Source organism: Draconibacterium halophilum (assembly GCF_010448835.1).
GTDB lineage: Bacteria > Bacteroidota > Bacteroidia > Bacteroidales > Prolixibacteraceae > Draconibacterium > Draconibacterium halophilum.
The window spans coordinates 1,238,208-1,259,337 of record NZ_CP048409.1; the positions used below are offsets into that span (position 1 = coordinate 1,238,208).

A 21,130-nucleotide genomic window follows, 5' to 3' on the forward strand; every position below is an offset into this window, starting at 1 on the left:
ACTTCGGGTAATATTGAACCAGCAGGTCATAACCTCTTGGCAAAGTCTAACCGGGTTCGAAACCCGGAAAGACTTTAGGAAAGGCTTCGGTACAAAACATCACCGTTAGTCATTCCTCTTGGCAAAAGATTTAATGCCCTGCTAGAACCAGGAGTCGAACATAGCAATAAGTATCATCGATATGAGGTGTGCGACTCTGCTTAGTACACACCACAATGTTATGAACACGATAAAGTTCCAGAAGCTATCAGGCTCGATCAGGTTCCACGATAGGATACCGGCAACACCGGTAAGAATAATTGTTACTATCCACATGACAATTGCCACTGGATCAACATTGTCAGACTTACTCATAGCATTATATTTAAGAGTTTGAATGAATGAAATAGACAGAACCATGTTACACAGAGAAATAGCTCCTAAACTGGTGGTATTCAAAAGCGACAATCTGTTTGTCCAGAAGTTCTGAAGCTCCAGAGAAGTACACTGTATTCATGTGAGAGGTGAAAGCATCCCAGATACTGATATTCTCCTCCATCACATCACTTGTAGAAGTGTGAGATTGAAAATCCATAGTAAAAGTTTTAATGATTAAAGAAATTCGGAGTTCCAATGAATTAGCATAAGGAAGAACCGAGATATCAGGAACGGTTGAAGGTTTCAGAATGAATGGACACAACTCCCACTAGATGATGTGCAAAAAATTAAAAGTCATCTATTATATAGTATTCTTATAGAACACTTTTAAAAAATTGCACATCTAATGTATCGGATACAGGATGAGGGTACAGTAGAACTAATCCTCAAAATGAGCCTGTATCAGAGATATTGAGAAGAAAACTAATTGATAGCAAACCTTCGTCAGCTTTCATGTGGCATTGCTTACATAGTGTAATTCCGTTATCAATACAGTATTTCCAGTGAGGATAGCAACTCACTCGCATTATGTGGTGGGCATCAAGATCCTCATTCGATCCACAAACCTTACATACACTCCGATCTCTTCTCTTTACCTTCATAGACCATCTGGCCATTGGCTTTCTGCGCTTGCCCAGATCGGTGTATTTTACGTTTACCGTTGAATAGTCGATCACAGTCATCACGGCAGTTGATTAAACGGTTACAAGCCCCATCCATTTACGAAAGCTTGAACAAGTTAGTTCAACTTCCGGCAACGGATAGGCTCAAAACACAACTACAGCTCTCCTTCATCAGCCATTGAGTAATACGTCTCAGATGTCAATATAATATGCTCAAGAACGTCAATGTCCAAGAGTTTAGCACCATCTTTGATTTTCCGGGTGATCCTCCGGTCTGCCTCACTGGTTCGCAATTCACCGGAAGGATGGTTGTGGAGCAAGATGATTGACGAGGCGTTTGATTTTAGTGATACCTGAAAGATAAGCTTAGCATCAACTACTGTCCCTGAAACTCCACCGGTAGAGATCCATGAGAGTCCCAATACCTTCAAGCTACGAGAAAGTAGTAGAACTGCGAACCTCTCCCTGTACTCCAAGTCCGGCCACAATGGACAAACGAAATCGTAAACCGACTTCGATCCGGTGATCCGTACCTGATCAGATGGCTTGATTTTATGAGAATACTTAATGGTTACCTCCGCAATGTTTTGTTGAAATAATGTCATAGTTTTTGTTTTTAATTGAGGACTGATTAAAGCAGTGTTCGTCCATCTACATGAAATACAAAAGACGACCCCGTGCTGTCGCGGTCGTCTTCTGTGGAATAATTAACTCATTCTACTTCTTAGTTGATTTCTCAGAGGGCTTCTTGGAATTGTCATCAGGAACTTCCTCTACCGTTGTACAATAAGCAGTATGAGTTCTGTTAAAATCGTCAGGCTGTTGCAACTTGGCAACTTCAAAAGTGCAGTACTGTTCACCACCAAACTCATGAACATGTTTCAATAGTTCGGAAACTTTCACTGTTACTTTAGTGATAGACATGTTAGGCACCTGAATTCCTTTGCCGATGTAATTCTTTTTAAATGTTTTCATAATAGTAGTATTAAAGTTGAAAGGATTGAAGGTTTTGAAATAAATACGGGGTAAGCTACATTGCATTATTGTCAATCACTAAGAGCAGGAAAGGCAGGTTAGCCCAAGGAAAAAGTATCAAAGAATACAACTGATTCAGTCTGTGCAGGAAATCAGTGAAATTAAACAGATAGCACCATAAAACGATGTTATCTGTGTTGTGGAGGTACTAAAACGAGCGTATTAAGCACCCTGCGAATAATTTACGAAGCTACATTGCATTTATAGAGGGAAACACCCCGGGGTACTTTCCCCTCAGCGTTGTGTTTTAAAATAGTATAGGGCGCACGCACATTCGCGTAATACATAAATTTTTCAAAAGTTAGAATTTGAATAATGAAATGTATTTGTACTTTTAGTCTCCTTTAAAAGCAATCAACCATTTGCTGTAAACCAGAGGTGAAAATTTTTAATACGTTATACTAAATGACACAGAACACGCACTCCGAATTAGTTGGACTGATTTGGAATATCGCAAATAAATTAAGAGGACCATACCGACCACCACAATATCGTAAAGTAATGCTTCCAATGATCGTGCTGAGAAGACTCGATTGTGTGTTGGAAGAGAACCACGAGAAGGTAGCAAAGAAATACGAACAGTTAAAAGCATCAGGGAAGTATTCCGACGATGTTATAGATAAAATGCTCGCGAAAACAGCTTCCGGCGAACGTAAACATCCATTATACAATACCAGTAATTACACATTTAGGAAGCTGATAGCTGACTCAGAAAACATTGCGCGTAACCTGGTGGCCTACATCAATGGATTCTCTCCTAAGGCAAGAGAGATATTTGAGAAATTTAAGTTTGAAGACGAGATAGCCAAGCTGGACGAAGCTAATCGGTTATTCATGATCGTTAGGGAGTTTATTCACCCGGAGGATGGAAAGACCATCGATCTACATCCTGAACGTGTTACAAACCTACAGATGGGTTATGTGTTTGAAGAATTGGTAAGAAAGTTTAATGAGCAAGCGAACGAAGAAGCAGGAGATCACTTTACTCCGCGTGAAGTAATCCGTTTGATGGCAAACCTCATTTACACCGATGAAGAGGACGTGTACAAGTCCGGAATCATTCGCACGATATACGACCCAACCTGCGGAACGGGCGGTATGTTATCGGTTTCAGAGGAGCATATTAGAGAGCAGAATCCTAATGCAAACCTTATTCTGTTCGGTCAGGAATATAACGGCGAATCATATGCAATATGCTGTTCAGACCTTTTAATCAAGGATGAACCGCTTGACAATATTGTGATGGGTGATACGCTGGGAGATGGAAAGACATTCGATGGACATCCGGGAAAGCAATTCCACTATATGTTAGCCAATCCTCCATTCGGGGTAGAGTGGAAGCCTCAGAAGAATACTGTCGAAAAGGAATATAAGAACCTTGGCTTTACCGGTCGCTTTGGTCCCGGCCTACCCCGGATTAACGATGGTGCATTATTGTTCCTACTGCACATGATCTCGAAAATGCATCCAAGCCCTGCAAATGGTGGCGATGGTTCCAAAATCGCGATTGTGTTTAATGGTTCACCACTTTTTACCGGTGATGCTGGTTCAGGAGAGAGTAACATCCGACGCTGGATAATTGAAAACGACATGCTAGAAGCTGTAGTCGCTCTTCCTAATCAACTCTTTTACAATACAGGCATATACACCTATATTTGGTTGGTTACAAACCGAAAAACGGAGAAACGCAAAGGAAAGGTACAGTTGATAGACGGTACTAAGCACTACCAAAAAATGGGTAAGAGTTTAGGTGATAAACGTAACGAGCTGTCAGACGAGCATATACAGGAAATAACTCGCTTATACGGAGAGTTTGGACACGAAGCAGTATCTAAATTCCTATGCGAGGGTAAACCGGAAGAAAAGATAGCCTCAAAGATATTTGATAATCGCGAGTTCGGATATCTTAAGATGACAGTAGAACGCCCCCTACGCTTAAACTTTCTTGTCAATGACGAACGCATCCAAAGAGTTCCTGATCAGGCAGCATTTAGAGCCTTAGTACTAACAAAGAAGCGCAGGAATAAGGAAGAGATGGAGAAAGAGATTGAAGCCGGCAAAGCCTTACAGAATTCCATTATGGAAGTGCTAGAAGGAATGAAAAGCAACCAGTTGATAATGGATAGAGCAGTATTTGAGAAGATGCTTAGGAAAGAGATAAAACAAGCAGGTTTAAAGTTGGATGCTACTGTACAAAAAGCCATTGTATGGGCACTCTCAGAGCGTGATCCAGACGCCACAATTTGTAAAGACACTAGAGGAAATCCAGAGCCTGACCCATCATTGCGTGACACAGAATTGGTGCCATTAGCTGATAATATCGATTTACCTCTGCCGATGGAATACGATAAGAAAGCTAAGAACACAGAACTACTAGATATTGTAGAGGATCACTGCGAAACATACTTAGCAAAGGAAGTTCTTCCACACGTCTCAGATGCATGGATAGATCATAAGAAAACCAAAGTTGGGTATGAGATACCATTAAATCGCCACTTCTATGTATTCGAGCCACCAAGACAATTAGAAAATATTGAAAAGGATATCGAGACAATTGAAAAGGAAATATTGGGTCTTTTAAAAGAAATGAGAATATAAAGATGGGTTATAAATATAAAAAGTTCCAGGGTAGGTGGCTCCATAAAATTCCGGAGGAATGGGAATACGTCCCTACATTGAGGTATTTGGATTCATTGGTTGACTACAGAGGAAAAACACCGAAAAAGGTGGAGTCCGGCATCTTTTTGGTAACCGCAAAAAATATCAAAAATGGTATAATTAATTACGAACTATCAAAGGAATATATTGAGGAAGATAGTTATGAAGAAGTTATGAGGCGGGGAAAGCCAGAGATCAATGATATATTATTTACGACAGAGGCACCACTTGGAGAAATTGCTCTAGTAGACAAAGTGGACGTAGCTTTTGCACAAAGAATAATTAAATTCAGACCAAGAAAAGAATTTATAAACGCAATATACTTTAAGTATTATTTACAAAGTAAATTTTTTCAACAAAGCCTTTTATCGTTAGCAACAGGATCAACAGCGCTTGGAATTAAGTCAAGTAAATTGTGTCTTTTACGAACGTTAAAACCAAACATTTCAGAGCAAGAGCAAATCGCTAACTTCCTGGAGTACAAAACCACGCAGATAGACAATCTTATTGAGCATAAAGAAAATCTTCTAAAACTACTTGCAGAGAAGCGAACAGCGGTCATTACTCAAGCCGTAACCAAAGGAATAGAACCAAATGTGGAGATGACGGAAACAGGTATAGATTGGTTGGGAGAGATACCAAAGAATTGGAAAACTGTTACATTAAAATGGATTAGTTCAAGATATTCTGGTGGTACGCCTGATAAAACGAAGCCTGAGTTTTGGTACGATGGAAATATTCCTTGGTTTAATTCAGGCATTGTAAACAATTTATTCATCTCAGAACCATCGAATTATATCACAGAAGAGGGATACATAAAAAGCAGTGCAAAATATTTTGAACCAGGCGCACTTCTAATGGCGCTCGCAGGGCAAGGAAAAACGAAAGGTATGGTCGCACAAACAATGATAAAGGCGACTTGTAATCAATCACTCGCAGTTATTAATATTACAGATCAAGAACCTAAGTTTTATCTTTGGTGGCTAAACTCAAAATATAAACAAATCAGAGGAATGTCAAGTCAGGATGGAAGAGATGGCCTTAACCTGGAAATGATCGGCAATATCCCGTGCCCTATACCGCCACTGAATGAACAAAAAAGAATCTCAGATTATATAGAAACCGAAGTAAGAAAGATAGACTCGACGAATAGAAAAATACAACAAAGTATAACCCAGCTAAAAGAATATCGAGAGGCATTAATCAATGCGGCAGTTACAGGACAAATCGACGTAAGAGAGGAGAACGCCTATGAGTAAACACACCGAGATACGTTTTGAAGAAGCAATAGAACAGGCACTGGTCCCTTCAGGAGGTTATATTAAAGGAGATCCTAAGGCATATGATATTGATAAAGCCTTATTTCCAGGTGATGTAATTGGTTTTATCCAAGATACTCAGAAAAAGAAGTGGGAAGCACTTGTAGACATAATAGGAGATCGTGCAGAAGAAACACTTGTAAACGACCTTGTGAAAGAGTTAGGTTTGAAGGGATCTCTTCATGTGTTACGTCATGGATTTAAATGTTTCGGAAAAGCCTTTCGCTTAGCCTATTTTACACCTAACACAAAAATTAATAATCAGGCTTGGGAAGACTACGAGAAGAATATATTAACAGTAACTCGTCAGGTACATTTCAGCCCGAAGAATCCTGCCCTTTCTTTAGATGTAGTGCTATCATTAAACGGCTTGCCAGTGGTTACGTTGGAGCTTAAAAACCATATGACCGGTCAAACCATTGACAATGCTATACATCAATACAAGTTCGATCGTCACCCTGCTGATCCGATATTTCGTTTCAAAGAACGTGCCTTGGTACACTTTGCGGTTGACCCAGATCTGGTATCGATGACTACTAAACTTGCAGGTAAAGACACCTTCTTTCTTCCATTTAATAAGGGGCACAATTACGGAGCAGGTAATCCCCCTAACGATAACAACTACAAAACAGCCTACCTTTGGGAAGAGGTCTTGCAAAAGGATTCGCTCTTAGATATCCTCTCCCGGTTCATGCATTTACAAGTTGAAGAAAAGCAGGTAGTCACCAAGAAGGGTATCGTTCGCAAAACAAAGGAAACGATGATCTTTCCACGGTATCATCAATTAGATGCAGTTCGTTGTCTGGTAGGTGATTCGAAACATAAAGGCTCGGGACACAATTACTTAATACAACATTCAGCCGGTTCGGGCAAATCGAACTCTATAGCATGGCTTGCACATCGACTATCAAGTCTGCATAACGAACAGGATGAGAAAATCTTCGACTCTGTAATAGTAATAACAGACCGGAGGGTGCTTGATCAGCAGTTGCAAGACACAATCTACCAGTTTGAACACAAGCAAGGAGTAGTTAAAAAGATTGACGAGGATACAAAGCAACTAGCCAAAGCCTTATCAGGTGGAGTTCCGATAATCATATCTACCATACAAAAGTTTCCGTTCATCGCCCAGGCCATTGAAACCTTGGAGAAGAAAGGGGAAGGAGTAAAGATAGACACAGCAGGCAAAAGATTTGCAGTAATAGTAGATGAAGCGCACAGTTCGCAATCAGGTGAGAGTGCTATGGAATTGCGCAAGGTGTTGAATAGGGACGGTATACAGTCGGCTATAGCTGAACAGATTCTGGATATGGATGATGAAGAGCTATCAGACGAAGCAAAGGAAGCTATCCTTATGGAAATGCTAAAACGGCCGCAGCAGAAAAACATAAGTTATTTTGCATTTACAGCAACCCCAAAGTTTAAGACTCTTGCGGTCTTCAACGAGCCCGGAAAGACAGGTAAGTCACCATTTCACCACTATAGTATGAAGCAAGCTATACAAGAGGGCTTTATTATGGATGTGCTGGAAAAATATACAAACTACAAAACATACTGCGGACTTATAAAGTCAATTGAAGATGATCCCGAGGTGCCTAAAAAGAAGGCAGCCTTAGCTTTAGCTAGGTTTATGAGTTTACACCCACATAACATAAGCCAGAAAGTCGAAGTTATTGTAGAGCATTTTAGAGCATTTACAAAGCATAAGATCGGGGGAAGGGCTAAGGCTATGGTCGTAACACGTTCGAGGCTACACGCAGTTAAATACAAGCTTGAATTTGATCGTTACATAAAAGATAAAGGCTACACTGATGTTAAATCACTGGTTGCTTTTTCTGGCACTGTAATAGATCCTGACTTTCCGGATAAATCATACTCCGAAACCGGAATGAATCTGGGAGTAAAAGAGACGGAGTTACCCGAAAAATTCAGCACCGATGAATATCAGGTATTGTTAGTAGCCGAGAAATACCAGACAGGGTTTGATCAACCATTGCTACATACTATGTACGTAGATAAGCGTCTGTCGGGAATTCAAGCAGTACAAACACTCTCCCGGTTAAATAGAATCGCGTCAGGGAAGGAGGATACCTTTGTATTGGATTTCGAAAATGACCGGGAAGAGATATATGAGTCGTTTAAACCGTACTATGAGATAACAGAGAAGGGGCCAGATGGAGATCCCCATCAGCTCTACACTCTTCAGCATGGATTACAGGAGTATCGCGTATTTACCGAAGAAGAGATTACAGCACTTTGCGACGTATGGTTTAAAAACCGACAGGAACCTACACCCGGCGATCATAAGAAGATGAACAGCATCTTGGACAAGGCTATTGAGCGTTTTGGAGATTTGGAGGAACAGGAACAAGAAGAGTTTAAAAGTAAACTGGTGAGCTTTCGTAACCTTTATTCGTTCCTGTCGCAGGTAATACCTTATCAGGATTCAGACCTTGAAAAATTATATACGTATCTCCGCTTCTTAAACACAAAGCTTCCCAAACGTCAAACCGGAAAGTTTGAACTGGAAGACGAAGTAGAGCTTAAATACTACCGATTACAAAAGATAAGCGAAGGAAGTATAGATTTGGAAGCAGGCGAAGCAGAACAGCTATACGGCGCAACAGAAGTAGGTACCGGATCAGCTAAAGAAGAAGAGGTGCAACTATCGACGCTTGTAAATAAACTAAACGATCGCTTCGGCACAGAGTTTACATTAGCAGATCAGCTATTCTTCGACCAGGTTATAGAGACTGCAATGGAAGATGAAAAGATACGCGAAGCGGCGGAAGTTAATTCCTATGAGAACTTCATGTACTATTTCGGAAAGATGCTGGAAGGACTGTTTATAGAACGAATGGACGGTAACGAAGAGATCTTCACCAAGCTAATGAATGATGATAAAATGATGCAGGTAGCCGCCAAACAGGTAGGTAAGGATGTTTATAATCGGGTGCGGAAGTAAGAATTTAGAACTCCATTATTGCACTAAGCTAAAACAAACGAACACAATAGGACAGAGGATATGCAACCGAAAATTGAAAGATCTAATAAGAAAATTATATTTGAACAGATTGTAAAAAGAACTGATCCCTTTCGAGAAGATGGGAATAGGGGATATTAAATTTTCTTAGTAGTGTTTGGGATTTGAAGAGCATGCCTTCTGAAGATCCCCGGTTTAGCGATGCCGAGGGAGATATCATACAGCATACTGTAAATAACGAGGACTGGGATGTTGAATATCTTTTCATAGATAGATTGAAATTGCTGGAAGATGATACAGTTTTCATAAAATTTATAGAGAGTGTCGTCAGTCCGGGATTCAGAATTGATGAAGATGATATTGTTCATTATGTACTAGGAATTAATGATGTACTTCAGAGGGATAAGCTTCAACTAGCTGTCTCTGATTATGATAGAGAAAACCTTCCAGTTTATACAGTACGGGAATATGACGAAAGTGAACAGTATCCTATAGATTTAAAAAGGAACACGATACCAATATACGTAGATAAGAGTCCAAAAGGAAGAATTGATAGATATCAGAATCATAAAAAGCCGGAAGTATTTAACTCAATTGTTTTAGTATTTAATGAAGGATGGAATGACTATGGTGTACGTAGTCAATTTGCAATGTTCTTTTACGATTGGACTGGCAATCCATCATTAGTTGGATATGTGAAAATAATAATAAAAAATAATAACAATATTGATAGCATCCCAGAATCGTTCGTACAGTTAAATGACGATTACTGTTCACTAGGGATGAGTCTAGGGTATTATCAGAACCTGAGCAATTTACTAGGGAAGGAATTTTTAGGATTATTATTTGCTTTAAGAGATGCTGCTTTCTTTACAGAAACACACGAGAAGTTTGAAAAGGATGACAATTTTAATAACTCCTTACTGCGGTTTGATGAACAAGAAAGAACTCTTCGAGAAGCGAAGCACTTAGTTGCAGGATTAAGTCTAGATAATCTCTATTCATTTCAATATAAATTCATTCCTAAATATTCGAGAGAGGCGATAAATGTTGATTTCCAATTTGGAGAAGACAGTGAAATACCGAATAGAGTCTATGCTTTAATAGGGAAGAATGGTGCAGGGAAAACTCAATTAATAACTTCACTGCCAATAAACATCGCTGAGAGGAGAGACGATTGCTTTGACCCGACAATTCCATTGTTTAGCAGAGTGATAGCTGTTTCATACAGTATCTTTGACACTTTCCAGATCCCTAAAAAGATGGCAACATTTAATTATGTTTATTGTGGGCTAAGAAACGAGAAAGGGACCATGTTAACGGACCAGGGATTGCTCTTGCGATTTCATAATTCATGGAAAAAGATAGAAGAAATTGAAAGAATAAATAAATGGAGAAGAGTATTGTTGAATTTTATAGAGGAGGAGGTTGTATCAGAGTTTCTAATTGAAAGGGAGGATATAACATCTCGACACAACAAGTACAAAGTATCACTGGAAGGTTTCGGAAAAGCAAGAAAAAAGTTGAGTTCAGGAGAAAGTATTATTTTATATATAATTACCCAGATAGTTGCAAATATTCGATATGATTCACTTCTGCTATTCGATGAACCAGAAACGCATTTGCACCCTAATGCTATAACCCAGTTGATGAATACAATTTATAGCTTGGTTAATGAGTTTCAGTCCTATTGTATTCTTGCAACACATTCTCCACTTGTTATTAGGGAATGTTTATCAAGGAATGTGTACATAATGGAACGACATGAGAACACACCTGCGATAAGAAAAATCGGACTCGAATCGTTCGGAGAGAACTTAACTGTTTTGGCTGAAGAGGTATTTGGAAATAAAGATATTCCTAAATATTATAAATCGATAATTGATCAGTTAGTTGGTCAAAAGAAATCTTATGAAGAGATTGTTGGATTAATAGAGTCAGATGCGACCCCCTTAAGCCTGAATGCAAAAGTGTATATCAAAAGTGTAATCCGGAATACAAATGCGTAATCTAAGACCTTACCAAGGCCAAAGCTTTGATTTTCATAATGCAATATTAGAGTCAAAGAGAAATACAGATCAAGATCCCACCTATAAAGACAGAGTAAGGGAACTGGCCGAAGTGATAGAACAAAAATTTGAAGAGTATGATGAAAACTTTGAAGAAAATACACTGGACAACCTAGAGTGTCATGGGTATCAGAATATAGAAAAATCTGACCTACTCAAATTATATCGTTTTAAAAGTAGGCTGATTCAAGAACTAAAATTAGAAGTTACAACCTCTGAATTCAATAGGAGATTAAATACTTGTCAGAACTGTACAATTAGTGAAATCAATTCGATGGACCATTTTGTAAGTAAAGAAGAGTTTCCAGAGTATACGGTGCATCCTAAAAATATATTTCCATCATGTACGACGTGTAACTCTTATAAAAACAAAATATGGAGGATTGATGGCAGAATTCAGTTTCTAAATCTATACCTAGATGAATTACCTGAACAACAGTATCTGTTTGTCAATATCGGAGTGGAATTGGAGGAAAATGTAATAACAACAGAGTTCTACATAGATAATCGAAATAATATTGACGAAGCCAAATATAATCTTATCAGGAACCACTATGAGAGATTGCATTTGTGTGAGCGATTTGAAAGGAATAATGATGTTGTAATTTCTCCTCTTGAGAACATAATAAGAACGTTCAGTCAAACATTGGAAATAGAAGAGGTTAAGGAATTAATAGAAGAAACAAGTTTGAGGAATAAGATCTATTATGGGCAAAACTACTGGAAATCAATTCTGGAAATAGCATTGGTAAATAATGAGGATTTTCTTTCCCTTGTAAGCCAAGAACAATCAGTATGAAATTTAAAAAGTATTCCTTAATCTAGTTTTTTAATATGACTAGTCTTTCAATCGGCTGGATAAGAAGTGCAATGACCGGAGTGGATTGCAGTTATTATTCAAGCTTCGCGAGCCGCCTGCGAGTTGAGCGAGGGTCTCACAAAAAGCAGGTTGAAGTATGAGACCGGTTTGTGTGATATCTGTGTAGTGACGTAGGAACGGAATAGACGAAACCGCCAGACCATCACTTAATCAATCCTGGTTGAAGCTTGAGCGATCTGCAGGCTCGCCTAACTCGGGCAGCGGGTGGATTATAAGCTCATGTATAGAGGAACGACTACATGTGCTTATAATACAGAGGAAGCTGCCGTGACGACAACGACTGAGCCTCAAGAACTATGACAGCCTGAGAGTAACGAATCCGAAGGACGGTAAGTACTTTATATTCCATATAAAACAGAAACTAAATATAAAGTGCTTGCCGGGATGGCATTGGTCTTGCTGAATAGGCGGAGGAACACCTTATTTCCTAACATGAAGTTGATAATATAAACATAATTTAGTTTCGCACTCTAACAATATTGTTTATATTGAACACCGAATAAACAATAAGACACAAAATCAACTTTTACTATGGTTAAATCTAATGTCCCAAAGCCTATCAGCCTCATTGTAATTATAACCTTGATAGCGATAACAAGTTCTGCTCAAACATACACGTATGACATAATTCGAGAAACAAAAATGAATAATGCCGGAACCCAACAGATTGGAAACTACGAAGATTATGGTAGTAATACGGAAATATCTTTTAGAGGAATAGACGTCACAATAAAAATAGATGGTGAAATATTCGTTGTTGGACGAGAAATGTATGGAAGCAATATAGATAAAGAAGAAACTGAAGTTGTAAAAAAAATTAGCAAGTATTACTTCCCTTTAGGAAAGGAGCATGCGGATAAAACAAACTTCCACCTTACTGAATATTACGACAAGGTAAATAAAAGAAAATCTCATATTCTAAGTTATGAGGTAAATAAGAGAACAACAAATGTCGCAGGTGCAAAATTTACATCATCTGAACAGCGAGTGTTAATGTTCATTAATTCAAAAGAATTTAATAACTAATAGAGAATGTGGGTACTACTTTTTAACGGAGCTATAATCGGAGCAATAATACTATTCATAGCGATTGTGATTGGAATAGTAAATCGTTGTAAAAAGAAATGATAAACAAACTAAGAATTTTTTAATTGAAATCTATAAAAATAAATCAAATGAATCTTTTCAACAAAAGAATGCCTAATGAGTGTATTACAGCACTGAGTGATAAAGATTATGAGTATGTATATAAAGGAACACATCATGGAATTAAATCAACCTATACTTCAGAAATGAATCCATTAGATTTTGAGCTCATATTAACAAAGGACACAATGAAGATAAAGCAAGATGGAAAAATTGTAATTAAATATGAAATAGAACCATCCTCTTATAAAGAAATCAAAGTTGACGGTGACAAGAGTTATTTATGGGATGCTTATTTGTATGTTGAGCGTGAAGGAGGCTATCATGATGGAACGCTAATTTTAAACACCCATTCCAAGGGGTATTCGTGGTTTTTTGACCAAGGAAGCGGTGGGGCAGTTATGTTTCATACTGAAAAAGGAGTAACAAAGAAAAGAGCCTAAACCTTTTGGGAGGTGCGATGAAATGTGTCCATCACTACTTAATGGCTTTTATAGTACTGGCAACTATAGCTTCATGTGATCAGATTGAGCAAGTACGCAACCATAAATATTACGTTAAGGAGAACGAACGGTTTTTAGATAGATAAATACAAAAAAAAGAAAACAGGAGAGTTTCCTCCCCTGTATAATTAATCTTTAGTATAAGTTTCAACATATTCACCGGTGTCAATATCAATAACACTAAGATGATCATTACTCAAATCAAGTTTAAAGCTCGATAAGGATTTGTCATCTAAGGGATACTGACTGAACTTGTCCAGGTTAACAACGAATTTACCAGAGGACTCGTCAACAGGAGAATAGTTACCACTCCATTCAACGTGATAAGCAGAGCCGTTCATTACGCCTTCAACCTGATGGTCATCAGAGAAAGACATGGTTTTAGCAAGCCCATCGGAGGACCTGATATACTTCCAGGATGTGTTTGATAACTCATCATCAGGAAGCTCATCCTTGCTACAAGATGACGAAAGTAAAGCAGCAAATAGTGTAAGTAATAACAATACATTTTTCATACACGGTTAAATTTTTAAATTAATGATATCGATAATTTGAATGTAACTGTGAATCGCAAATGTGTTCGATGGAACCAATGGATTACTATATTGAGTCTTCACATAGTCCAGTACAACACAATACGTAGCGCCGAAAGGCATGAGGGTTTAGGTAAAAACAAGAATTCCAAAAATATTAACAGAATCCACGAAGGTGTAACTTGTAGATTATTAGTATTATAGCGTTAGGTGTGATTGACTGTAATGTCACAGGTTATATATAACTGAAGATTCTATATACAAATCGTCCATTTATAACGTGCAGAATTATACTCACGAAAGATGTATTCATTTCTTAACTGGATCCGCTCAGGAATGGCATTCAGGGTAAGCTGCAAAAAAAGGGTAGCTAATGATGTATTTGTGTATGTATTTGTGTATGAAAATAAAAAAGAGTTACAACTTGTAGTGTTGTAACTCTTTGAAAATCAGGTGGAGAATACCGGAGTCGAACCGGTGACCTCTTGACTGCCAGTCAAGCGCTCTAGCCAACTGAGCTAATCCCCCAAAACGTGGCTGCAAATATAAAAATATTTTTCAGAATCAATCAAATTTATTTTTTGGTAGAGTTTTTGCAGTAATTTAATGTAACTGCAGAAAACAAAAAAGCCGGTGTTCTTTTATTTATTGACAATCCAATTAAAATTAGAAGCCATGATGAACAATAAAAAAACAAAAAAAACTGATCTTGAAGGTAAAAAGACAACTTTGTTTCTGGTAGGGATGGTAGTTGCACTTAGTTTTACATTGTTTGCATTTGAGTGGAAACAACCTGTTCGAAAACCCATGATTGTTCAGGGAAGTACAGATTACTTTCCACCCGAGGATTTGGTAATTCCACGTACTCAGACCGAAAACGCGGAGCCGGAAAAACCCATCATCAAACTACCGGTTTTTAAAGTTATTAAAGACGATATAAAAATCAATGAAGAATTAATTTGGGAAGGAGAAGAACCGGATGAACCGGTAATGATTGATTTTGGCAATATAATGGAAACTGGAAAAGACCCGGGCGAAGAGAATCTCGATGGTATTTTAAACATAGCGGAAGTAATGCCCGAATTTCCGGGAGGAGATGCTGCTTTATTAAGCTACTTAGCACGAAATGTAAAATACCCGTTAATCGCTCAGGAAAATGGAATTGAAGGCAAGGTTTTTGTAACCTTTGTTATCGATGAAACTGGAAATATTTTTAACGTAACTTTGACGCGCGGAGTCGACTCGGCACTTGACCTTGAGGCAATTCGCGTAGTGAAATCGATGCCGCGGTGGAAGCCGGGCAAACAGGGTAATACGGAAGTAAAAGTGCGCTACACCGTGCCCATTAGTTTTGTATTGCAATAGAAATTTGAAATGAATTAAAAATTCACTTGCATGTGAAGATTATTTTTTATCTTTAAGCCCCGATTTTGAAGGGCAAAAAATCAAATAAAACAAATAAAATAATTAAGTATGGAACTTAAAAAAACACCAAAAGCTGATCTGGAACCAAAAAAAAATACTTTTTGGTTGATCGGATTAGTTGTCGCGTTGGGGATTTCGCTCCTGGCTTTTGAGTGGACTACAAAACCATCAAAAGCAAACGACCTCGGTGCCGTTCAGGTTGCGGAAGTTGAAGAAGAAATCATCCCTATTACTCGTGAGCAAGAGGTAAAACCACCTCCACCACCTCCACCACCACAAGTTGTTGAGGTGCTGAACATTGTTGACGATGATGTTGAGATTGAAGACGAGCTGAAGATTGAAGATTCAGAAGCCGACGACGAAACAATAATCGACGTTGCTCCTGTAATTGAAACAGCTGACGAAGAAGAAGAGGAAGAAGCACAGGTTTTCTTTATTGTAGAAGATATGCCTGAATTCCCTGGGGAGACCTTGCATTGCGTAAATATATCGCCAATGCTATCAGCTATCCTGTAATTGCACAGGAAAACGGTATTCAGGGAAAAGTATATGTAACTTTTGTTGTAAGTAAAACAGGAAAAGTTACCGATGCCAAAATCGCAAGGGGAGTTGACCCTTCGTTGGATAAAGAAGCTCTTCGTGTGGTAAATGCGCTTCCTGCATGGAAGCCAGGAAAACAGCGAGGAAAACCGGTTAACGTATCGTACACGGTACCAATTAACTTCGTGTTGCAGTAAAGAATAAAAAACAATATTTTTGCACTCCTGTTTCTTTAGAAGCAGGAGTTTTTTTTTGACTAAAATAAAGTAAATGATAGAAACAGCACCTTTAACAGAAAAAGCGGTTATTGTGGGACTGATCAATCAAGATCAGGATGAACGTCAGGCAAAAGAGTACCTCGACGAGTTGGAGTTTTTGGCCGATACTGCGGGTGCGCAAGTATTAAAAAAATTCACCCAAAAACTGGATATCCCAAATAAAGCCACATTTGTTGGTCCCGGGAAACTCGACGAGATTAATCAATATATTAAGGTTGTTGAGGCCGATACGGTAATTTTTGATGACGAACTTACGCCAACACAATTACGAAATATTGAAGGCGAACTGGAGTGTAAGATCCTTGATCGTACCAACCTTATTCTGGATATTTTTGCAAAAAGGGCAAAAACAGCCCACGCAAAAACACAGGTTGAGTTGGCACAGTATCAGTATTTGCTTCCACGATTAACAAGAATGTGGACTCACCTCGAACGACAGCGTGGTGGTATTGGTATGCGCGGTCCGGGTGAAACACAGATAGAAACCGACCGCCGGATTATCCTTGATAAAATCAGTCGGCTAAAAGCACAACTGGTAAAAATCGATAAACAAAAAGCTACCCAGCGAAAAAACCGTGGAAAAATGGTGCGTGTGGCTTTGGTTGGCTATACCAACGTTGGTAAATCTACCATTATGAATATGATGGCGAAGTCGGAAGTATTTGCCGAGAATAAACTTTTTGCAACGCTGGATACTACCGTCAGAAAAGTAGTGATAGGGAATTTGCCTTTCCTGCTGGCCGATACCGTTGGATTTATCCGCAAACTGCCACATGGTTTGGTAGAGTCGTTTAAGTCAACGCTCGATGAGGTTCGTGAGGCAGATATTCTTTTGCATGTAGTTGATATTTCGCATACAGGTTTTGAGGAACAGATTGAAACGGTTGACGGAACGTTGGAAGAAATTGATGCAGGTGATAAACCAACTTTTTACATTTTCAACAAAATTGACGCTTTTACCTACAAGGAAAAAGACGAGGATGATCTATCGCCACGAACAAAAGATAATTTTACACTGGAAGAGTGGAAAAGCTCGTGGATGGCTAAAAGTAATACGCCAGCCTTATTCATCTCGGCAAAAGACAAAACGAATATTGAAGAGTTTAAAAAGGAACTTTACGAAAAAGTGAAAGGTATTCATTCGCAGCGTTTTCCGTATAACGATTACCTGTATAACTCTGACTGGACAAAAGGAATTCAATAAAAAATGGATTACTTTAACCCATTTCAATTTTCTTAATAACCGATTGGTCGAGGCAGTTTTCCAGCATCTCAATACTGGTTAAACGGCGAAGTGGATGTTTCATTTCCGGGGCAATTTCAACCAGGGGAATAAGCACAAAACGTCTTTCGTGTATACGCGGATGAGGAATGATGAGGTCTTTTGATTCTAAAAAATCATCATTAAAATAAAGAATGTCAATATCCATTTCGCGCGATGAGTAGCGTTCATTTCCTCTTTCTCGTCCAAAATCGGTTTCAATTTCGCGGATTCGCCATAACAGTTCTTCCGCTTCCAGTTTGGTTTCAATAATCAGTACCTGGTTCCAAAATGCATCTTCACTCCGAAATCCCCAAGGTGGCGTTTCGTAAACCGATGACTTTTGGATTATTTTACCTAATTTTATTTCGATCAAGTTGAGTACATGAATGAAATTTTGTCTTTTATCTCCAATATTTCCTCCAATTCCAAGAAATACCTTGTTCATTGTATCTTATATTTGTAATTCCTTAAATAAAACATTACTCATTCACTAAAATAGAATATTAATTAAATTACAAAAATATGAAAGAATTCTTCAAATACGTATTAGCTACTATTGTGGGCGTATTAGCTTTGTCGTTAATCGGTACCTTTTTAATGTTTATTATTTTCGGAGCAATTATTGCTTCAGCCGATAAACAGGTAACAGTAGCCGATCAATCTATGTTGGTAATCGATTTAAACCAAAGTATTGTTGATCGGGCATCGAATGATCCTTTTGAGGACATCGAACTTCCGGGGTTTTTAAGCTCGGTAAAAACAATTGGCTTGGATCATATTAGTGAATCGTTGAAGAAAGCTGTAGACGATGATCGTATAAAAGGTATATACCTCAAATTGTCGACAACAAACGGAGGTTTTGCTTCGGTTGAAGAAATAAGAAATGATCTGATTGCTTTTAAAGACAGCTGCGATAAACCCATTTACGCCTGTGCCGACCAAATGTTGCTCGATCAGAAAGGTTATTACCTGGCAACAGTAGCCGATCAGATTGTTTTGCATCCCGAAGTAACACTCGATTTTCGTGGATTAGGCAGCGAGTTAATGTTCTACAAAAATGCGCTTGATAAATTGGGAGTTGAAATGCAGATCATTCGTGGCCCGAACAACAAATTTAAATCGGCAGTAGAACCTTTTATGTTAGAAGAAATGAGCGAGGCAAGCCGCGAACAGCGACTGCTTTACATGAATAGTTTGTGGAATCACATGCTGAATGGGATCTCTGAAGCCCGCGGTATTTCGGTAGAACAACTAAATGTTCTGGCCGATGAAGCACAAACCTACAAGAAAGCCATAGAAATGGTTGAGAATGGTTTGATTGACGCTGCAAAATACCGCGATGAAGTGCTCAACGATATGCGCGAAATTACAGGAATTGAAGGCACCGACGCGATTCCGGTTGTGAGTGTGAAAGACTACGCTAAAGTTCCGGTTAAAGGGCAAAGTAAAAAATATAGCCGAAACAAAGTTGCTGTAATTTATGCCAGTGGCGAAATTGGAGTTGCATTGAGTGGCGACGAAGGAATTAGCGGCGATAAGCTGGGAAAAGAAATTCGTAAAGCGCGCCAGGACAGCTCGTATAAAGCGATTGTGTTGCGTGTTAATTCTCCGGGAGGAGCCGTGTTTGATTCGGAAACAATTTGGCGCGAAGTAAAACTGGCTGCCGAAGAAAAAACGCTGGTGGTATCGTTTGGCGATGTGGCTGCATCTGGTGGTTACTACATCTCTTGTCCGGCCGATAAAATTGTTGCCAGCCCGAATACGATTACCGGTTCCATCGGTATTTTTGGTCAAATACCAAACTTTGGCGAACTAATGAACGACAAGCTTGGAATTACTACCGACGCTGTTGGTACCAACGAACATTCAAACTTTGTTTCGTTAATGCGCCCAATGACTCCATACGAAAAACAACGCATGACACATTATATTTCTATTGGATATGATACTTTCCTTTCGCATGTTGCCGATGGTAGAGGCATGACCAAAGAAGCGGTTGATAACATTGGACAGGGCCGTGTTTGGAGTGGAGAAAATGCAATGGAAATTGGATTGATCGATGAGTTTGGAGGTTTGGAACACGCCATTCAGCTGGCAGTAGAAATGGAAGGATTGGAAGACTACAGAACAGTCTCGTTGCCTGCATTAAAAAGTCCGTTTGAGGAAATGTTTAAGTTGGGCGGAAATGTAAAGGCACGTATATTAAAAGGCGAACTGGGAGATACCTATCGCTATTACGAGCACCTGAAAAAAGCAACCGAAATGAACGGGATTTATGCCCGCATGCCCTACGATATTTATTTGAATTAAGCTTCTTCTGCAATAAAAATGAAGGATGCATCATAACTTGTGGTGCATCCTTTTTTCTTATCCCAAATTCACATTATCTTAGCTTCCTGTTTTGAAGAACAATTTATGGTAAAAATTTTGCTTTATCCGCTGGCCTGGTTGTACGGAATAATAATTTTTCTGCGCAACAGAGCCTACGATCTTAAAATAGTAACGTCGAGAGAGTTTGATGTGCCCGTTATTTCTATCGGTAATATTACTGTTGGGGTACCGGAAAAACGCCGCATGTAGAGTACCTGGTAAATTTGTTGAAAGACAATTACGAAGTAGCGACTTTAAGCCGGGGCTATAAACGAAAAACAAAAGGTTTTCGTTTGGTTGAAAAACAATCTACCGCGCAAGAAGTAGGAGACGAACCGTTGCAGATTAAAAATAAATTTCCGGAGGCTACCGTTTCAGTGTGCGAGAACCGCGTTTCGGGAGTAGAGAAATTACTCGATCCAACTATCGAAAAAACACCTGATGTGGTATTGCTCGACGATGCCTTTCAACACCGCAGAATATCGCCCGGAATAAACATTTTACTTATCGATTATAACCGACAGCTAAAGAATGATTCGTTATTGCCGGTTGGCCGTTTGCGCGAAGGTGTTTACCAAATGCGCCGGGCAAATGTTATAATTTTCACCAAATGCCCCGAGGAAGTAACGCCTATTATGCGCCGTATTTTGGGGAATGATGTGAATTTGTTACCCTACCAGAGTTTGTATTTTACACGACTGGTTTATGGAACGCTGCAACCGGTGTTCGATGCGCCCAAAATTGATGAAGCAAGCTATAAAGATGTTGCCTGCCACATGTTGGTGGTTACCGGTATTGCCTCGCCAAAACAAATGCATTCCTTTATTCGTAAGATGGGGACGCATATGGAAACCATGAGTTTTTCGGATCATCATTCGTATACGCTGAATGATATTCTAGAGATTGAGAAAAAATTTAATGAAATAAAATCAGAAAGAAAGCTAATTGTGACAACCGAAAAGGATGCTATGCGTTTTAAAGACATCGGCGAATTAAGCGATGAGCTGAAAAATGCCATGTATTACTTGCCGGTTAAAATAGATTTCCTTGAAGAAGAAAAAAATCGTTTAATAAGAAGATATTAAAT

The 21,130-nt window shown here is 38.9% G+C and carries 19 protein-coding genes, 1 tRNA gene and 1 pseudogene; 13 read left to right on the forward strand and 8 right to left on the reverse strand.

Going from position 1 to position 21,130, the window contains the following annotated elements:
* Positions 1-141 precede the first annotated feature (141 nt).
* The 5 genes from G0Q07_RS04985 to G0Q07_RS05000 all read right to left on the reverse strand — a co-directional run bounded on the left by G0Q07_RS04985 (position 142) and on the right by G0Q07_RS05000 (position 2,015).
* Complete coding sequence (locus G0Q07_RS04985; protein ID WP_163345051.1) at positions 142-354, reverse strand: hypothetical protein; 213 nt, start codon at positions 352-354, stop codon at positions 142-144.
* A 46-nt stretch (positions 355-400) separates the two neighbouring features.
* Positions 401-574 carry a hypothetical protein gene (locus G0Q07_RS04990; RefSeq protein ID WP_163345052.1) on the reverse strand — a complete coding sequence of 58 codons (174 nt, stop codon included), beginning with the start codon at positions 572-574 and terminating at the stop codon, positions 401-403.
* Positions 575-803: 229 nt separating this feature from the next.
* Positions 804-1,100, reverse strand: a complete 297-nt coding sequence (locus G0Q07_RS21250) for an HNH endonuclease (RefSeq protein WP_394366535.1) — start codon at positions 1,098-1,100, stop codon at positions 804-806.
* Positions 1,101-1,195: 95 nt separating this feature from the next.
* Positions 1,196-1,645 carry a JAB domain-containing protein gene (locus tag G0Q07_RS04995; RefSeq protein ID WP_163345053.1) on the reverse strand — a complete coding sequence of 150 codons (450 nt, stop codon included), beginning with the start codon at positions 1,643-1,645 and terminating at the stop codon, positions 1,196-1,198.
* Positions 1,646-1,757: 112 nt separating this feature from the next.
* Entirely contained in the window at positions 1,758-2,015 is a 258-nt protein-coding gene (locus tag G0Q07_RS05000; protein WP_163345054.1) for a hypothetical protein, read from the reverse strand.
* Between the two features lie 465 nt (positions 2,016-2,480).
* Between G0Q07_RS05000 and G0Q07_RS05005 the strand changes: the two genes are divergently transcribed.
* The 7 genes from G0Q07_RS05005 to G0Q07_RS05035 all read left to right on the forward strand — a co-directional run bounded on the left by G0Q07_RS05005 (position 2,481) and on the right by G0Q07_RS05035 (position 13,573).
* Positions 2,481-4,673, forward strand: coding sequence for a type I restriction-modification system subunit M (locus G0Q07_RS05005; protein WP_163345055.1), 2,193 nt, complete (start codon positions 2,481-2,483; stop codon positions 4,671-4,673).
* 2 nt (positions 4,674-4,675) lie between these two features.
* Positions 4,676-5,992, forward strand: a complete 1,317-nt coding sequence (locus G0Q07_RS05010) for a restriction endonuclease subunit S (protein WP_163345056.1) — start codon at positions 4,676-4,678, stop codon at positions 5,990-5,992.
* Positions 5,985-9,017 carry a type I restriction endonuclease subunit R gene (locus G0Q07_RS05015; protein ID WP_163345057.1) on the forward strand — a complete coding sequence of 1,011 codons (3,033 nt, stop codon included), beginning with the start codon at positions 5,985-5,987 and terminating at the stop codon, positions 9,015-9,017. Before G0Q07_RS05010 ends, G0Q07_RS05015 begins: the two co-directional genes overlap by 8 nt.
* A 152-nt stretch (positions 9,018-9,169) precedes the next feature.
* Positions 9,170-11,044 (forward strand): AbiJ-related protein, encoded by a 1,875-nt coding sequence (locus G0Q07_RS05020; RefSeq protein WP_262888008.1) that lies wholly within the window; start codon positions 9,170-9,172, stop codon positions 11,042-11,044.
* Positions 11,037-11,903 (forward strand): hypothetical protein, encoded by an 867-nt coding sequence (locus G0Q07_RS05025; RefSeq protein WP_163345059.1) that lies wholly within the window; start codon positions 11,037-11,039, stop codon positions 11,901-11,903. The genes G0Q07_RS05020 and G0Q07_RS05025 overlap by 8 nt, the downstream gene beginning before the upstream one ends.
* 612 nt (positions 11,904-12,515) lie before the next feature.
* A complete protein-coding gene (locus G0Q07_RS05030; protein ID WP_163345060.1) occupies positions 12,516-13,010 on the forward strand; it encodes a hypothetical protein in 495 nt (164 codons plus the stop codon).
* A 125-nt stretch (positions 13,011-13,135) separates the two neighbouring features.
* Positions 13,136-13,573 carry a hypothetical protein gene (locus G0Q07_RS05035; RefSeq protein ID WP_163345061.1) on the forward strand — a complete coding sequence of 146 codons (438 nt, stop codon included), beginning with the start codon at positions 13,136-13,138 and terminating at the stop codon, positions 13,571-13,573.
* Between the two features lie 188 nt (positions 13,574-13,761).
* Here G0Q07_RS05035 and G0Q07_RS05040 read toward each other — a convergent pair whose 3' ends face one another.
* Together G0Q07_RS05040 and G0Q07_RS05045 are read right to left on the reverse strand one after the other, a co-directional pair.
* Complete coding sequence (locus G0Q07_RS05040) at positions 13,762-14,148, reverse strand: hypothetical protein (protein ID WP_163345062.1); 387 nt, start codon at positions 14,146-14,148, stop codon at positions 13,762-13,764.
* A gap of 472 nt (positions 14,149-14,620) precedes the next feature.
* A tRNA-Ala gene (locus G0Q07_RS05045) sits at positions 14,621-14,694 on the reverse strand.
* A gap of 147 nt (positions 14,695-14,841) precedes the next feature.
* Between G0Q07_RS05045 and G0Q07_RS05050 the strand changes: the two genes are divergently transcribed.
* From G0Q07_RS05050 to hflX, 4 genes are all read left to right on the forward strand, one after another.
* On the forward strand, positions 14,842-15,531 hold the full coding sequence (locus G0Q07_RS05050) for an energy transducer TonB (RefSeq protein ID WP_163345063.1): 690 nt from the start codon (positions 14,842-14,844) through the stop codon (positions 15,529-15,531).
* Between the two features lie 108 nt (positions 15,532-15,639).
* Positions 15,640-16,107, forward strand: a complete 468-nt coding sequence (locus G0Q07_RS05055) for a hypothetical protein (RefSeq protein WP_246222986.1) — start codon at positions 15,640-15,642, stop codon at positions 16,105-16,107.
* Positions 16,068-16,328 (forward strand): energy transducer TonB, encoded by a 261-nt coding sequence (locus G0Q07_RS20620; protein WP_246222987.1) that lies wholly within the window; start codon positions 16,068-16,070, stop codon positions 16,326-16,328. The genes G0Q07_RS05055 and G0Q07_RS20620 overlap by 40 nt, the downstream gene beginning before the upstream one ends.
* Positions 16,329-16,401: 73 nt before the next feature.
* Positions 16,402-17,613, forward strand: a complete 1,212-nt coding sequence (gene hflX / locus G0Q07_RS05060; protein WP_163345064.1) for a GTPase HflX — start codon at positions 16,402-16,404, stop codon at positions 17,611-17,613.
* Between the two features lie 13 nt (positions 17,614-17,626).
* On the opposite strand, the gene folK is transcribed toward hflX, so the two are convergent.
* Positions 17,627-18,118 carry a 2-amino-4-hydroxy-6-hydroxymethyldihydropteridine diphosphokinase gene (folK, locus tag G0Q07_RS05065; protein WP_163345065.1) on the reverse strand — a complete coding sequence of 164 codons (492 nt, stop codon included), beginning with the start codon at positions 18,116-18,118 and terminating at the stop codon, positions 17,627-17,629.
* 77 nt (positions 18,119-18,195) lie between these two features.
* Here folK and sppA point away from each other — a divergent pair, with 77 nt between their 5' ends.
* The gene (gene sppA, locus G0Q07_RS05070; RefSeq protein WP_163345066.1) at positions 18,196-19,983 is read left to right on the forward strand and encodes a signal peptide peptidase SppA; all 1,788 of its coding nucleotides are present in this window, start codon (positions 18,196-18,198) and stop codon (positions 19,981-19,983) included.
* A gap of 105 nt (positions 19,984-20,088) precedes the next feature.
* Positions 20,089-21,128: pseudogene (lpxK, locus tag G0Q07_RS05080) on the forward strand (tetraacyldisaccharide 4'-kinase).
* The last annotated feature ends 2 nt before the right edge of the window (positions 21,129-21,130 follow it).